This is a genomic window from Streptomyces sp. NPDC054770, assembly GCF_053611985.1.
In genome coordinates this window covers 30,676-45,039 of sequence record NZ_JBSHBL010000079.1, presented here as the reverse complement: position 1 = coordinate 45,039, position 14,364 = coordinate 30,676, and the positions used below count along the sequence as shown (strand labels likewise).

The window sequence follows — 14,364 nt, the reverse complement described above, 5'->3', positions numbered from 1 at the left end:
AGCCTGAGAGGCTCGGGCCACACCCGTTTCACGTCGGCACGAGGGTCAGGGCAGCTGCGCCGCCCGCGCCTCGCGCCTGTTGTCGCGGAAGTTGTTCACCCGGCGGGCCGTGGCGAACAGCGGGATGACCGCACCCATCACCAGTTGCAGGGCGCAGCCGGTCTGGAGGAGCAGCTGGCCGCCCGGGGCGTCGAAGGCCCAGGCCGCCAGGAGGCCCATCGAGAGGACGATCCAGGCCAGCATCGCCCCGGCGAGGCGGCCGCGCGGCTTCGGGTACTCGACCCGGCTCACCATCAGCCACGCGGTGCCGAGGATCGCCAGGAGCGTCGCGAAGAACGGCAGCTCCAGGAGGACGATCGAGACCACGGTCAGCGCCCCGAAGGGGCTCGGCATGCCCTGGAACATGCCGTTCCGCGGTGTCACGCACGAGAAGCGGGCGAGTCTCAGCACCACGGCGAGGAGCACCACGACCGCTCCGACGGCGGCGACCTTCTGGTACGCGTCGTCGGCGACCATGCCGTAGACGAGCACGAAGTACGCCGGCGCGAGGCCGAAGCTGATCAGGTCGGACAGGTTGTCCAGTTCCGCGCCCATGGGGGAGGAGCGCAGTTTCCGTGCCACCAGGCCGTCGAACAGGTCGAAGACGGCCGCGCAGAGCATGAGGATGACCGCGGTCGCGGCGCTGTGGCGCGCCATGCCGGCCGACTGGTCGTCCCCGGTGAGGTGCGGGATCAGGATGCCGGTGGTGGTGAAGTACACCGCCATGAAGCCGCACGTGGCGTTGCCGAGCGTGAGGGTGTCCGCTATCGAGAGGCGGAGAGAGAGCGGCATCTCCTCCTCGTCCTCGCCGATCTCGTCGGCCTCGGGCACCCAGCCCGCCTGGGTCTCAGGATCAATCACGGTCAATGCGAGTCACCCCAGCCACGGTCTTCTGGCCGACCTCGACCGCGACCTCCACGCCCTCGGGCAGGTAGATGTCGACGCGCGAGCCGAAGCGGATCAGCCCGATGCGGTCGCCCTGCTCGACCTTCGTGCCCTGCGGGACGTAGGGCACGATACGGCGGGCTACCGCACCGGCGATCTGGATCATCTCGATGTCGCCGAGTTCGGTGTCGAAATGCCAGACTACGCGCTCGTTGTTCTCGCTCTCCTTGTTGAAGGCGGGAACGAAGCCACCGGGGATGTGCTCCACCGACGTCACCTGGCCCGAGAGGGGCGCGCGGTTGACGTGGACGTTGAGCGGGCTCATGAAGATGGCGACGCGGGTGCGTCCGTCCTTCCACGGCATGATGCTCTGCACCACACCGTCGGCAGGCGAGATGACACGGCCCTGGGCGATCTCACGCTCGGGGTCGCGGAAGAACCACAGCATGCCCGCCGCGAGTGCGGTGGCGGGCAGGGCGACGGCCTTCGCGGCGCCGGAGCGACGGGCGCGGAGGAGGCTGACGGCTGCGGTGGCGACGGTCGGGAGAAGCCACGGCGATGCTCCGCGCGCGAGGCGTACGCCGGCCAGGCTGTCTCGATGTGCAGAGGTTTGGCTGTGGGGCATGGATGACCTTCGTAGCGGATGATGCCGCGCAGGAAATGGGGACGGCGGCTTTCCGGGATCGTACCGGTCGGGGGCCGCAACTGGGCAAGCCAGGAAGCCGAGTCGGCGGCCGAAGACCGTTGACGGGGTGTGATCTTCTTCTCGAAGAAAACACCCCGTACACGGACAATCAGCCCTGGAATCGATACTCTTCGAGCAACCTTCGCCCGATGATCATTTTCTGGATCTCGGCGGTACCTTCGCCGATCAGCAACATGGGCGCCTCACGGTAGAGACGTTCGATCTCGTACTCCTTGGAGAAGCCGTAGCCGCCGTGGATGCGGAAGGCGTCCTCCACGACCTCCTTGCAGTACTCGGAGGCGAGGTACTTCGCCATCCCGGCCTCCAGGTCGTTTCGTTCCCCGGAGTCCTTTTTGCGTGCGGCGTTGACCATCATGGCATGGGCCGCCTCGACCTTGGTGGCCATCTCCGCCAGCTTGAACTGGATGGCCTGATGCTGGGCGATCGCCTTGCCGAAAGTGTGACGCTGCTGGGCGTACCGGACACCGAGCTCGAACGCACGCTGGGCGACACCGCAGCCACGCGCCGCCACGTTGACGCGGCCGACCTCGACTCCGTCCATCATTTGGTAAAAACCTCGGCCGGTGACCCCGCCGAGCACCCGATCGGCCGGGATCCGCAGCCCGTCCATGATCAGCTCGGTGGTGTCGACGCCCTTGTAGCCCATCTTGTCGATCTTGCCCGGGATGGTGAGGCCGGGGCGGACCTCGCCGAAGCCGGGCTCCTTCTCGACCAGGAAGGTCGTCATCGACTTGTGCGGGGCCGTGCCCTCGGGGTGTCCTTCGTCACTTCGCACGAGGACGGCCACGAGGGACGACGTGCCGCCGTTCGTCAGCCACATCTTCTGGCCGTTCAGGACGTACTCGTCGCCGTCCTGCACCGCCTTCGAGGTGATCGCCGACACGTCCGAGCCGAGGCCCGGCTCCGACATCGAGAACGCGCCCCGGATGTCGCCGGCCGCCATCCGCGGCAGGAAGTGCTCCTTCTGCTCCTGCGTGCCGTGCTGCTTGAGCATGTAGGCCACGATGAAGTGCGTGTTGATGATCCCGGAGACGGACATCCAGCCGCGGGCGATCTCCTCGACGCACAGCGCGTACGTCAGGAGGGACTCGCCCAGGCCGCCGTACTCCTCGGGGATCATCAGGCCGAACAGGCCGAGCTCCTTGAGGCCGTCGACGATCTGCTGCGGGTACTCGTCGCGGTGCTCCAGCTCGGTGGCGACCGGGAGGATCTCCTTGTCCACGAAGTCGCGGACGGTGGAGAGGATCTCCTGCTGGATGTCGGTCAGACCGGCGGTCTGGGCGAGACGGGCCATCGCTTACTTCCCCTGTTCCTTCAGCTCGGGGCGGCCCGGCTGCTCGCCGCCGCGCTCCTTGATGTACGTCTCGGTCGGCACCATCACCTTGCGGCGGAAGACGCACACCAGCGTGCCGTCCTGCTTGTAGCCCTTGGTCTCGACGTAGACGATCCCGCGGTCGTTCTTCGACTTCGAGGGCCACTTGTCGAGCACGGTCGTCTGGCCGTAGATCGTGTCGCCGTGGAAGGTCGGCGCCACGTGCTTGAGCGACTCGATCTCCAGGTTGGCGATCGCCTTGCCCGAGATGTCGGGCACGGACATGCCCAGCAGCAGCGAGTAGATGTAGTTCCCGACCACCACGTTCTTGCCGAAGTCCGTCGTCTTCTCGGCGTAGTTGGTGTCCATGTGGAGCGGGTGGTGGTTCATGGTGAGGAGACAGAACAGGTGGTCGTCGTACTCCGTGACCGTCTTTCCGGGCCAGTGCTTGTACGTCGCCCCGACCTCGAACTCCTCGTACGTGCGTCCGAACTGCATCGCGGTCACGCCTCCGGGATCTCGAACTTGGACGTGCGCTGCATGCCGGCGGCCCGGCCCTTGCCGGAGATGACCAGGGCCATCTTGCGGCTGGCCTCGTCGATCATCTCGTCGCCGAGCATCGCGGAGCCCTTCTTGCCGCCCGCCTCGGACGTGTAGTAGTCGTACGCGTCCAGGATCAGCTCGGCGTGGTCGTAGTCCTCCTGCGACGGCGAGAAGATCTCGTTGGACGCCTCGACCTGGCCCGGGTGCAGCACCCACTTGCCGTCGAAGCCGAGGGCCGCGGCGCGCTGCGCGACCGCGCGGTAGCCGTCGATGTTGCGGATCTGGAGGTAGGGGCCGTCGATCGCCTGGAGGTTGTTGGCGCGGGCGGCCATCAGGATCTTCATCAGGATGTAGTGGTAGGCGTCCGCCGGGTAGCCGGGCGGCTGCTCGCCCACGACCAGCGACTTCATGTTGATGGACGCCATGAAGTCGGCCGGGCCGAAGATGATCGTCTCGACGCGCGGGGAGGCCTGCGCGATCTCGTTGACGTTGTTGAGGCCCTGCGCGTTCTCGATCTGCGCCTCGATGCCGATCTTGCCGACCTCGAAGCCCATCGTCTTCTCGATCTGGGTGAGCAGCAGGTCCAGCGCGACGACCTGCTGGGCCGTCTGGACCTTCGGCAGCATGATGCAGTCGAGGTTCTGGCCGGCGCCCTCGACGACGGTCACGACGTCACGGTAGGTCCACTCGGTCGTCCAGTCGTTGACCCGGACCACGCGCGTCTTGCCGGTCCAGTCGCCCTCGTTGAGGAACTTCACGATGGTGTGCCGCGCCCCGGGCTTGGCGAGCGGCGCGCACGCGTCCTCCAGGTCGAGGAAGACCTGGTCCGCCGGGAGACCCTGCGCCTTCTCCAGGAAGCGGGGGTTCGAGCCGGGCACGGCCAGGCAGGAGCGCCGCGGGCGGAGCCGGTTGACGGGCGTGGTCATGCGGGGACCTCCAGGGGGTCGAGCTTGTTCGCTTTCCGGATCTCGTCGACGATGCGGCCGATGATTCCGGTGATGTCGAAGTCCTTCGGGGTGAAGACCGCGGCCACTCCGGCTTCCCTGAGCTGCGCGGCGTCACCATTCGGGATGATGCCACCGGCGATCACCGGTATATCTGTGGCACCGGCCACACGGAGTCGTTCCAGGACATCGGGGACCAGCTGGGCGTGCGAGCCGGAGAGGATCGACAGGCCGACCGCGTGCACGTCCTCCGCGAGGGCCGCGTCCACGATCTGCTCGGGGGTGAGCCGGATGCCCTGGTAGACCACCTCGAAGCCGGCGTCCCGCGCGCGCACGGCGATCTGCTCGGCGCCGTTGGAGTGCCCGTCGAGGCCGGGCTTGCCGACCAGGAAGCGCAGCTTGCCGCTGCCCAGCTCATGTGCGGTGGCGTCCACCCGGGCCCGCACCTCGGCCAGCGCCGAGCCCGGCTCCACCGGAACCGCGATGGGCGCCGAGGAGACCCCGGTGGGCGCCCGGAACTCGCCGAACACCTCGCGCAGGGCCCCGGCCCACTCGCCGGTCGTGACGCCCGCGCGGGCGCACTCCAGGGTGGCCTCCATGAGGTTGTCGGTGCCCTTGGCGGCCTCCTTCAGCCGCTCCAGGGCCTTGCAGGGCCGCGGGTGGTTGAACGGCGGCTGGTAGCGCGTGTCGCGCCAGTGCCCGATCGCCGCCACCACCCTCGCCTCGACCGCCGGGTCGACGGTCTGGATCGCGGTGTCCAGGTCGGCGGTCAGCGGGTTCGGCTCGGTCGTCTCGAAGATGTTGACGCCGACGATCTTCTCCTGGCCGGACTCGATCCGGGCCCGCCGCTCCGCGTGGGACGACACCAGCTGCGACTTCAGATAGCCGGACTCGACGGCCGCCATCGCGCCGCCCATCTCCTGGATCCGGTCCATCTCGGCGAGGGAGTCCTCGACCAGCTGGGCGACCTTGGCCTCGATGACGTGCGAGCCCTCGAAGATGTCCTCGTACTCCAGCAGGTCGCTCTCATGGGCGAGCACCTGCTGGATGCGCAGCGACCACTGCTGGTCCCAGGGCGTCGGCAGACCGAGTGCCTCGTTCCACGCGGGCAGCTGCACGGCACGCGCGCGTGCGTCCTTGGACAGTGTCACGGCGAGCATCTCGAGGACGATCCGCTGGACGTTGTTCTCCGGCTGCGCCTCGGTCAGCCCGAGCGAGTTGACCTGGACGCCGTACCGGAAGCGGCGCTGCTTGGGGTCCTCGATGCCGTACCGCTCGCGGGTGACCTTGTCCCAGATGCGGCCGAACGCGCGCATCTTGCACATCTCCTCGACGAACCGGACGCCCGCGTTCACGAAGAAGGAGATGCGGGCGACGACATCACCCATGCGCTCCTGCGGCACCTGGCCGCTGTCGCGGACGGCGTCGAGGACGGCGACGGCGGTGGACATCGCGTACGCGATCTCCTGGACCGGAGTGGCGCCCGCCTCCTGCAGGTGGTAGCTGCAGATGTTGATCGGGTTCCACTTCGGGATGTGGGAGACCGTGTACGCGATCATGTCCGTCGTCAGGCGGAGGCTCGGCCCCGGCGGGAAGACGTGCGTCCCCCGGGACAGGTACTCCTTGACGATGTCGTTCTGGGTCGTGCCCTGGAGCTTGGTGATGTCCGCGCCCTGCTCCTCCGCGACCACCTGGTAGAGCGCCAGCAGCCACATCGCCGTGGCGTTGATCGTCATCGAGGTGTTCATCTGCTCCAGGGGGATGTCCTGGAAGAGCCGGCGCATGTCACCGAGGTGCGAGACGGGCACGCCCACCCGGCCGACCTCGCCGCGGGCGAGGATGTGGTCGGGGTCGTAGCCGGTCTGCGTCGGCAGGTCGAACGCCACCGACAGACCCGTCTGGCCCTTGGCGAGGTTGCGCCGGTACAGCTCGTTGGACGCCTCGGCCGTGGAGTGCCCGGCATACGTGCGCATGAGCCACGGCCGGTCCTTCACACGTGCTCCGTCGGCGATCTGACGCTCAGTCATCTATGACCTCGGGTGTCTCAGATGTTGCGGAAGCGGTTGATGGCGTCGAGGTGCTTGGCACGCATCTCCCCGTCGCGCACGCCGAGGCCCTCCTCGGGGGCGAGGCAGAGCACGCCGACCTTGCCCTGGTGGAGGTTGCGGTGCACGTCGTAGGCGGCCTGGCCGGTCTCCTCCAGGGAGTAGACCTTCGACAGCGTCGGGTGGATCTTGCCCTTCGCGATCAGCCGGTTGGCCTCCCAGGCCTCGCGGTAGTTGGCGAAGTGCGAGCCGATGATCCGCTTCAGGGACATCCACAGGTAGCGGTTGTCGTACTCGTGGTTGTAGCCCGAGGTGGAGGCGCAGGTGACGATCGTGCCGCCCTTGCGGGTGACGTAGACCGAGGCGCCGAAGGTCTCGCGGCCGGGGTGCTCGAAGACGATGTCGACGTCCTCGCCGCCGGTGAGTTCACGGATGCGCTTGCCGAAGCGCTTCCACTCGCGCGGGTCCTGCTCGTGCTCGTTCTTCCAGAACCTGTAGTCCTCGGCGTTGCGGTCGATGATCGCCTCGGCGCCCATGGCGCGGCAGATCTCCGCCTTCTGCGGCGAGGACACGACACAGATCGGGTTGGCGCCGCCGGCCAGCGCGAACTGCGTGGCGTACGAGCCGAGTCCGCCGCTCGCGCCCCAGATCAGCACGTTGTCGCCCTGCTTCATGCCGGCGCCGTTGCGGGAGACCAGCTGCCGGTAGGCGGTGGAGTTCACCAGGCCCGGGGCGGCGGCCTCCTCCCAGCTGAGGTGGTTCGGCTTCGGCATCAGCTGGTTGGACTTGACCAGGGCGATCTCGGCGAGGCCGCCGAAGTTCGTCTCGAAGCCCCAGATGCGCTGCTCGGGGTCGAGCATGGTGTCGTTGTGGCCGTCGCTGGACTCCAGCTCCACGCTCAGGCAGTGCGCGACGACCTCGTCACCGGGCTTCCAGGCGTTGACGCCCGGGCCGGTGCGCAGGACGACGCCGGCGAGGTCGGAGCCGATGATGTGGTACGGCAGGTCGTGCCGCTTGGTGAGCTCGCTGAGGCGGCCGTAGCGCTCCAGGAAGCCGAAGGTCGACAGCGGCTCGAAGATCGAGGTCCACACCGAGTTGTAGTTGACACTCGATGCCATGACGGCGACCAGGGCCTCGCCCGGGCCCAGCTCGGGCAGGGGGACCTCGTCGAGGTGGATCGACTTGCGCGGGTCCTTGTCGCGGGTCTCCAGGCCCGCGAACATGTCCGTCTCGTCCTTGTGCACGGTGATCGCGCGGTACGACTCGGGAAGCGGCAGGGCGGCGAAGTCGGCCGGCGTCGATTCCGGCGACTGGATCGCGTCCAGAATGGCCTGAGTGGTCACGGTGTTGCCTCCGGCGATGCGCGCCCCTTGAGGGAAGGGGCGTTGAGGGTTACGTCGGTGCTGCTGAGGGTTTTGGGAAAGATGCCGTCGGTTCGGCGGGGGTGGTGCTTCGGCAGCGCTTTGTGGCGCGGGAGGTTGCCTGTGACGCAGGCGTCCGGCGGGTGGGCCGATGGGCTCACCGGGACAGGCCGGACACCTTGAAGGTATGACACCGCGTGTCAGGTGGCAAGGCACTGAGTGCCAGTAATCGCTCTCAGATGAAATCTTTACGTAACAAATGAGCGATGATCGATCAAACCTACTGGCGGGTAGGGGAAAATGGCCCGTCTTGTGGGAGTCGTTCGGATGTCGGAGGCGGGCGGCGAGGCGTGGGTCACACGAACCGCGTGACGTACGCGCCAGGGCAGCTCCGCCAGGCAGGCCGACTCGGCGGCCTCGGTACTCCCGGGGTGCTGTCGGCGACGGGGGAGGGCGGCGGTCCGGCGGCACTTTTCAGGCCGGCCCGCAACCCATGACTCAGCCCGTCCGGCGTTTGAGGACGAGCGGCACAGCCGCGGTTCGGTGACCGCGGCCCGCCACGACGGTCACGCTACGACCGCTCCTTCAGCGCCTGCTCGATCGTGCGCATCACCTCGTCGAGCGGTGCATCGGTCCTGGCCACCGTCACGAGCACCTCGCCCTGCGACGCCACCGAGGCCGGCGCGGCCGGGCGGGGCGCGGCCTCCCGGCCCGCCCCGATCCCCGTCCCGAACGTCTTCCGGACGATCGCGAAGGCGTGGTCCAGCTGGGTCTCCACGTCCCCCTGGCCGCCCGCCCGCAGCCAGCGCCGCAGCACGTGGTTGTGGGCGGTGACCACCGCCGACGCCGCGACCTCCGCCAGCAGCGGGTCGTCGTTCGCGTCGTCCGCGTGGGCGTGCTCGTCGAAGTGGCCGAGGAGGTAGCGGGTGAAGAGCCGCTCGTAACGGGCCACCGACGCGATCTCGGCCTCGCGCAGGGTGGGCACCTCACGGGTGAGCTTGTAGCGGGCGACCGAGATCTCCGGCCGGGCCGCGTACATCTTCATGACTTCCTTGATGCCGCGGCACACCGTGTCGAGCGGGTGCTCATGGGCCGGGGCCGCGTTCAGCACGGCCTCGGCGCGGATCAGCGTGTCGTCGTGGTCCGGGAAGATCGCCTCTTCCTTGGAGCGGAAGTGGCGGAAGAAGGTGCGGCGGGCGACCCCGGCCGCGGCCGCGATCTCGTCGACGGTGGTCGCCTCGTACCCCTTCGTCGCGAAGAGCTCCATCGCGGCGGCCGCCAGCTCCCGGCGCATCTTGAGCCGCTGGGCCGCCGCGCGGCTGCCCGCGGCGCTCTCCGGGGCGTCGGGCGTGGCGGGGGTGCGTGAGGACCTGGCGGGCTGGGGCATGACCCGAACGTACTGCATGTGCGCAGCTTGATGCGCAGGTCCGGGGTTTCCCCCGCCCGCGAAGGGCGGGGGACCGTCCCCCGGGTCGAGCAGTCCGCCCCACTCCTTCTCGTCCCGGAACCAGTCGCCGACGCCGTCAGCGGCGGGCATATTCGCGGAAGCCACGGCCGGTCTTGCGGCCGAGGCAGCCCGCGGCCACCAGGTGCTCCAGGAGCGGCGCGGGCGCCAGGCCCGGGTCGCGGAACTCCCGGTGCAGCACCTTCTCGATGGCGAGCGAGACGTCCAGGCCGACCACGTCGAGGAGCTCGAACGGGCCCATCGGGTAGCCGCCGCCGAGCTTCATCGCCGCGTCGATGTCGTCGAGCGAGGCGTAGTGCTCCTCGACCATCTTGATCGCGTTGTTCAGGTACGGGAACAGCAGGGCGTTGACGATGAACCCGGCCCGGTCGCCGCAGTCCACCGCGTGCTTGCGGATCTTCGCGCAGACCTCGCGGACGGTGGCGTGGACGTCCTCCGCCGTCAGCACGGTGCGGACGACCTCGACCAGCTTCATGGCCGGCGCCGGGTTGAAGAAGTGCATGCCGATCACGTCCTGCGGCCGCGAGGTGGCGCGGGCGCAGGCGACGACCGGCAGCGAGGAGGTGGTGGTGGCGAGGACCGCCCCCGGCTTGCAGACCTTGTCCAGGGCCGCGAACAGCTGCCGCTTGACCTCCAGGTCCTCGGCGACCGCCTCGACGGCCAGGTCGACGTCCGCGAAGGCGTCGTACGAGCCGGCCGGGGTGATCAGGTCCAGGGTCTGCGCGGCCGCCTCGGCGGTCATCCGGCCCTTGCCGACGGAGCGGTCCAGGGACTTGCCGATGCGGGCCTTGGCGGCCTGTGCCTTCTCCTCGCTGCGGGCGGCGAGGACGACCTCGTACCCGGCCTTGGCGAAGACCTCGGCGATCCCGGAGGCCATGGTGCCGGAGCCGGCGACGCCGACCGAGCGGACCGTACGGCCCGGGGTGAGCGCGGCGCCGTCCAGCGGGGTGAGCGCGTCGCGGACGACGCCGGCGCTGCCCGGGGCCTCGTAGGTGTAGAAGCCGCGGCCCGACTTGCGGCCGGTCAGGCCCGCCTCGCTGAGCTGCTTGAGGATGGGCGCAGGGGCGTGCAGCCGGTCGCGGGACTCGGCGTACATGGCCTCCAGGACCGTCCGCGCGGTGTCGATGCCGATCAGGTCCAGCAGGGCGAGGGGGCCCATCGGCAGGCCGCAGCCGAGCCGCATGGCCGCGTCGATGTCCTCGCGGGAGGCGTACTTCGCCTCGTACATCGCGGCGGCCTGGTTGAGGTAGCCGAACAGCAGGCCGTCCGCGACGAACCCGGGGCGGTCGCCGACCGCGACCGGCTCCTTGCCCAGCTCGATCGCCAGGTCGGTGACGGTGGCGACGGCGCCCGGCGCGGTGAGCACCGAGGAGACGACCTCGACCAGCTTCATCGCCGGCGCCGGATTGAAGAAGTGCAGGCCGAGGACGCGCTCGGGGCGGGCCGAGTCGGCGGCCAGCCGGGTCACGGAGAGCGCGTTGGTGCCGGTGGCGAGGATGGTCTCCGGGCGGACGATGCCGTCCAGTTCGCGGAGGACCTGGTGCTTGATGTCGTACGACTCCGGGACCACCTCGATGACGAGGTCGGCGTCGGCCGCGGCCGTCAGGTCGGTGCCGGTGCGGACCCGGCCGAGGACGTCGGCGCGCTCCTGCTCGGTCAGCCTGCCGCGGGCCACGGCACGGGCGGTGGAGGACTCCAGCGCGGCGACGGACCGGGCGGCCTGGGCCTCGCTGACGTCGATGCCGATCACCTCGCGGCCGGCCCTCGCGAGGACCTCGGTGATACCGGTGCCCATGGTGCCGAGGCCGACGACGGCGACCGTCTTGAGCGGGGACAGGGAAGGGTCGGACTGGGGAGTGGCCATCGCGGGACTCCAGGAATGAGGGTGACGACTGGAAACGCGCCCGGGTGCGCCGAGGGGCGCACCGGGTGCGGAGAGAGCTGCGTGAATGCGGGTGTCGCCGGGCTGCGAGCGCACACGCCCGGTTGCTGCTGCCGCGGGCGTGCACACGCCCGGGAGCGGCGGATTCCGACCGGCCCTGTCCCAAAGCCGAGTCGTACTGCGGTACCGAGGTACCGAACCGACTTGATGCTCACGGCGGCTGCGTCACCAAACCGACGTGAACGTTACTGCGAGTGGGTGACTCGCTCGATTGAGCTTAACCGGCGGGTAACGAGCGCGCCAGCCCCCCGACTTTGTGATGTACGTCCCCCTCCTCCCGCAACCCCTCTACGCTGGGCTTCGTGGACGAAGAGTTGCGATCACTCACGGAGCGTTTGCGGCAGGAGTCGCAGGGGACGGCCGCCTACGACCGGCTCCTGGCCACCGAGGACCATGACGAACTCGCGGAGGTGCTCACCGCCGCCGGGCAGCCCCTGTGGGCCCGGGAGCTGGCGGCGTTCCGGCTGGGGACGGCCGGTGACCGGCGGGCCTTCGAGACCCTGGTGCTTCTCCTCAACCACCGCGACCCGCCCCGCTGCGCCTCCGCCGCCTACGCCCTCGCACGCCTGCACGACCCGCGGACCGCCCGCGCGGCCGCCGCCCTCGCCACCAACGAACTCCGCGTCGCCTACGCCCTGCACCCCGTCCGCCTCCTGGTCGAACTCCGGGCCCCGGAGTCCGTCCCCGCCCTGATCACCACCCTGGAGCGCCGCCTGCGCCCGCACGATCCCTACCGCAAGGTCGCCCTCGCCTGTGTGGACGGCCTCGGCACCCTCGGCGACACCCGCGCCCGGCGCGTCCTGAGCGAGGCCCTGGCCCACCCCACCCTCGCCGAGGCGGCCGTCCAGGCCCTGGCCCGCATCCCTAGGCAGAGGTGACGCGGAGCTCCCTGACATACCGCACCTCGGGCACCGCCACCCCGTCGACCTCGTACGGCTCCTCGGCGCCGTCGGCCGTGAAGCCCGCGATCTCGTAGAACCGCCGGGCGCGCGCGTTCCCCTTCAGCACCCACAGGTACACGCGCGCGTACCCGGCGCACTGCTCGAGGACCGTCGCGAGCAGCGCCCGCCCCGCGCCGGTACCCAGGTGCGCGGCATCCACGTAGATGGCGTACAACTCGGCGTCGCCGGTGCGCACTTCACCGTCCCGGTACGGCCCGTGCGCCGCCCACCCCACGATCGAGCCGCCCCGCTCGGCGACCAGCTCCGTCACCCCGTCCCCGCCGTCAAGGAACCGGGTCCGCCGCCGCTCGGCGTCCCCCTCGACACTGAGTCCGTCCAGGAACGGCTGCGGCATGAGCCCCCGGTAGGCGTACTGCCAGCCCCGGACGCGTATCTCCGAGACGCGGTCGCAGTCGTCCAGTGTCATGGGGCGGATTCGGAGGGAGGGGCCGCGGGGCGAGCTTTCGGCGTTCATGGCGGCACCCTAGGACCACGGGTCTGCCAACGCTCCCGACGGGCCGTCAGGGCCGGTTCAGCCGCGGAATCCCAGCAGGCCGTGCAGGATCGAGCCGCGTGACGAGGTCGAGGCCGCCTTGGTGGTGAGGGGCTTCGGGTCGGGGGTCTTCTTGCAGACCGCGTCGGCGGTGCCGTCCCCGTGCGGGACCGTGCCGTCGGCCAGGTAGGCGGCGAGGTAGGTGTCCAGGCAGGTGTTGCCGCTGAGCGTGATGCCGTGGTTGCCGCCGCCCTGTTCCACGACCAGGCTGGAGCCGGCCAGCAGCCGGTGGACCGTGACGCCGCCCTGGTAGGGGGTGGCCGCGTCGTCCGTCGCCTGGAAGAGGAGGACCGGCGGGAGCTTGCCGCCCGCGATGTCCGTCGGCCGCAGCGTCTTCGTCGGCCAGTACGCGCACGCCGCGTTGTACCAGGCGTTGTTCCAGACCATGAACGGCGCCTTCTCGTACGCCGCCCAGTTGTCCTTGCGCCACTGGTTCCAGTCCCGCGGCCAGGAGGAGTCCCGGCACTGCACGGCCGCGTAGACGCTGAAGCCGTTGTCGCCGGACGCGTCGACGGCGGCGAAGTTCTCGTACGCCTCGACCAGCGCCGCCGTCTTCTTGCCGTGTACGTACGCGGAGAACGCCTCGGCCAGGTAGGGCCAGTAGCCGTTGTAGTAGCCGCCGGGGATGAAGGTGTCCTCCAGCTCGGCGGCGCCCACCTTGCCGCCCGCCGGTTTCTTCGCCAGCGCGGCCCGCATGGCGTACCACTCGGCCTCGACCTTCTCCGGGTCGGTGCCGAGCTTGTACGTGGAGTCGTACTTCGCGATCCACGCCATCAGCGCGCGCTGGCGGTCGTTGAACGCGTAGTCCTGGCTCATGTTGTCGTCGTACCAGACGCCCGTGGGGTCCACGATCGAGTCCAGCACCAGGCGGCGGACCCGGTCCGGGTGCAGCTTCGCGTAGACCGCGCCCAGGTAGGTGCCGTAGGAGTAGCCGAAGTAGCTGATCTGCCGGGCCCCGAGGGCCTGGCGGATCGAGTCCATGTCCTGTGCCGCGCTGACCGTGTCGAGGTACGGCAGCAGGTTCGCGTACTTCTTGCCGCAGGCCGCCGCGAACGACTGCACCCGCTTGAGGTTCGCCTGTTCGAGGGCGGGGGTGGCCGGGACCGAGTCGGGACGCACCGGCTTGAAGTGGCCGGGCGCGCAGTCGATCGCCGGAGTGCTCCTGCCGACCCCGCGCGGGTCGAAGCCGATGACGTCGTACCGGGCGGCGACCTTCTTGGGCAGCGTGGACGCCACGAAGCCCGCGAGGGCCAGCCCGCTGCCGCCGGGGCCGCCGGGGTTGACCAGCAGCGGGCCCTGCGAGGCCGACGCGGTGTGCGGGACGCGGGAGAGGGCGAGGGTGATCTGCTTCCCGCGCGGGTTGCGGTGGTCGAGGGGCACCCTGACCGTGCCGCACTGGAGCGTCGGGTAGTCGGTGGTGCCACACTTCTTCCAGGTCACCGGGGACACCTGGACGGGGGCTCGGGCGGTGGCGCTCGCGGGCAGGGCGGTGACCGAACCGGCCACGACAGCGGCTGCGGCGCACAGCACGGCTGCGCGTGTTCGCATGGGGTCCTCCCAGGACGGAGGGTCGCGGACCGCACGTGCCACGGTCCTCGCCGCATCGTCCCGGCAACGGCCCCCGGAAG

12 protein-coding genes are annotated in these 14,364 nt (G+C 69.8%); 1 reads left to right on the top strand and 11 read right to left on the bottom strand.

Annotated elements, in window-relative coordinates; all coding sequences use genetic code 11:
• Positions 1–45 precede the first annotated feature (45 nt).
• The 9 genes from pssA to ACWGKQ_RS42305 form a co-directional block, all read right to left on the bottom strand.
• Positions 46–870 (bottom strand): CDP-diacylglycerol--serine O-phosphatidyltransferase, encoded by an 825-nt coding sequence (gene pssA, locus ACWGKQ_RS42345; RefSeq protein ID WP_383699807.1) that lies wholly within the window; start codon positions 868–870, stop codon positions 46–48.
• A 22-nt stretch (positions 871–892) separates the two neighbouring features.
• Positions 893–1,549, bottom strand: coding sequence for a phosphatidylserine decarboxylase (locus ACWGKQ_RS42340; protein WP_384039766.1), 657 nt, complete (start codon positions 1,547–1,549; stop codon positions 893–895).
• A 169-nt stretch (positions 1,550–1,718) separates the two neighbouring features.
• Complete coding sequence (locus ACWGKQ_RS42335; protein ID WP_453297371.1) at positions 1,719–2,924, bottom strand: acyl-CoA dehydrogenase family protein; 1,206 nt, start codon at positions 2,922–2,924, stop codon at positions 1,719–1,721.
• Between the two features lie 3 nt (positions 2,925–2,927).
• Positions 2,928–3,440, bottom strand: a complete 513-nt coding sequence (locus ACWGKQ_RS42330) for a MaoC family dehydratase (protein WP_062667068.1) — start codon at positions 3,438–3,440, stop codon at positions 2,928–2,930.
• 5 nt (positions 3,441–3,445) lie between these two features.
• Complete coding sequence (locus tag ACWGKQ_RS42325) at positions 3,446–4,411, bottom strand: HpcH/HpaI aldolase/citrate lyase family protein (protein WP_453297370.1); 966 nt, start codon at positions 4,409–4,411, stop codon at positions 3,446–3,448.
• A complete protein-coding gene (locus ACWGKQ_RS42320) occupies positions 4,408–6,456 on the bottom strand; it encodes a protein meaA (RefSeq protein WP_453297369.1) in 2,049 nt (682 codons plus the stop codon). The genes ACWGKQ_RS42325 and ACWGKQ_RS42320 overlap by 4 nt, the downstream gene beginning before the upstream one ends.
• Before the next feature lie 17 nt (positions 6,457–6,473).
• Positions 6,474–7,817: a crotonyl-CoA carboxylase/reductase gene (gene ccrA, locus ACWGKQ_RS42315; protein ID WP_351707624.1), complete on the bottom strand. Its 1,344-nt coding sequence runs from the start codon at positions 7,815–7,817 to the stop codon at positions 6,474–6,476.
• 589 nt (positions 7,818–8,406) lie between these two features.
• A complete protein-coding gene (locus ACWGKQ_RS42310) occupies positions 8,407–9,240 on the bottom strand; it encodes a TetR family transcriptional regulator (protein ID WP_453297368.1) in 834 nt (277 codons plus the stop codon).
• A gap of 118 nt (positions 9,241–9,358) precedes the next feature.
• Positions 9,359–11,164 (bottom strand): 3-hydroxyacyl-CoA dehydrogenase family protein, encoded by a 1,806-nt coding sequence (locus tag ACWGKQ_RS42305; protein ID WP_453297367.1) that lies wholly within the window; start codon positions 11,162–11,164, stop codon positions 9,359–9,361.
• Positions 11,165–11,544: 380 nt separating this feature from the next.
• On the opposite strand from ACWGKQ_RS42305, the gene ACWGKQ_RS42300 reads away from it, so the two are divergent.
• On the top strand, positions 11,545–12,120 hold the full coding sequence (locus ACWGKQ_RS42300; RefSeq protein ID WP_453297366.1) for an adenylosuccinate lyase: 576 nt from the start codon (positions 11,545–11,547) through the stop codon (positions 12,118–12,120).
• Here ACWGKQ_RS42300 and ACWGKQ_RS42295 read toward each other — a convergent pair.
• Complete coding sequence (locus ACWGKQ_RS42295) at positions 12,107–12,658, bottom strand: N-acetyltransferase family protein (protein ID WP_453297365.1); 552 nt, start codon at positions 12,656–12,658, stop codon at positions 12,107–12,109. The genes ACWGKQ_RS42300 and ACWGKQ_RS42295 overlap by 14 nt on opposite strands.
• 57 nt (positions 12,659–12,715) lie before the next feature.
• Entirely contained in the window at positions 12,716–14,284 is a 1,569-nt protein-coding gene (locus ACWGKQ_RS42290; RefSeq protein WP_453297364.1) for an alpha/beta hydrolase, read from the bottom strand.
• Between the last annotated feature and the right edge of the window lie 80 nt (positions 14,285–14,364).

Coding starts and splice junctions, on each gene's coding strand:
- ACWGKQ_RS42325 (WP_453297370.1), bottom strand. CDS start 4,411: ATGACCACGCCCGTCAACCGGCTCCGCCCGCGGCGCTCCTGCCTGGCC.
- ACWGKQ_RS42335 (WP_453297371.1), bottom strand. CDS start 2,924: ATGGCCCGTCTCGCCCAGACCGCCGGTCTGACCGACATCCAGCAGGAG.
- ACWGKQ_RS42295 (WP_453297365.1), bottom strand. CDS start 12,658: ATGAACGCCGAAAGCTCGCCCCGCGGCCCCTCCCTCCGAATCCGCCCC.
- ACWGKQ_RS42310 (WP_453297368.1), bottom strand. CDS start 9,240: ATGCAGTACGTTCGGGTCATGCCCCAGCCCGCCAGGTCCTCACGCACC.
- ACWGKQ_RS42305 (WP_453297367.1), bottom strand. CDS start 11,164: ATGGCCACTCCCCAGTCCGACCCTTCCCTGTCCCCGCTCAAGACGGTC.
- ACWGKQ_RS42290 (WP_453297364.1), bottom strand. CDS start 14,284: ATGCGAACACGCGCAGCCGTGCTGTGCGCCGCAGCCGCTGTCGTGGCC.
- ACWGKQ_RS42330 (WP_062667068.1), bottom strand. CDS start 3,440: ATGCAGTTCGGACGCACGTACGAGGAGTTCGAGGTCGGGGCGACGTAC.
- ACWGKQ_RS42320 (WP_453297369.1), bottom strand. CDS start 6,456: ATGACTGAGCGTCAGATCGCCGACGGAGCACGTGTGAAGGACCGGCCG.
- ACWGKQ_RS42340 (WP_384039766.1), bottom strand. CDS start 1,549: ATGCCCCACAGCCAAACCTCTGCACATCGAGACAGCCTGGCCGGCGTA.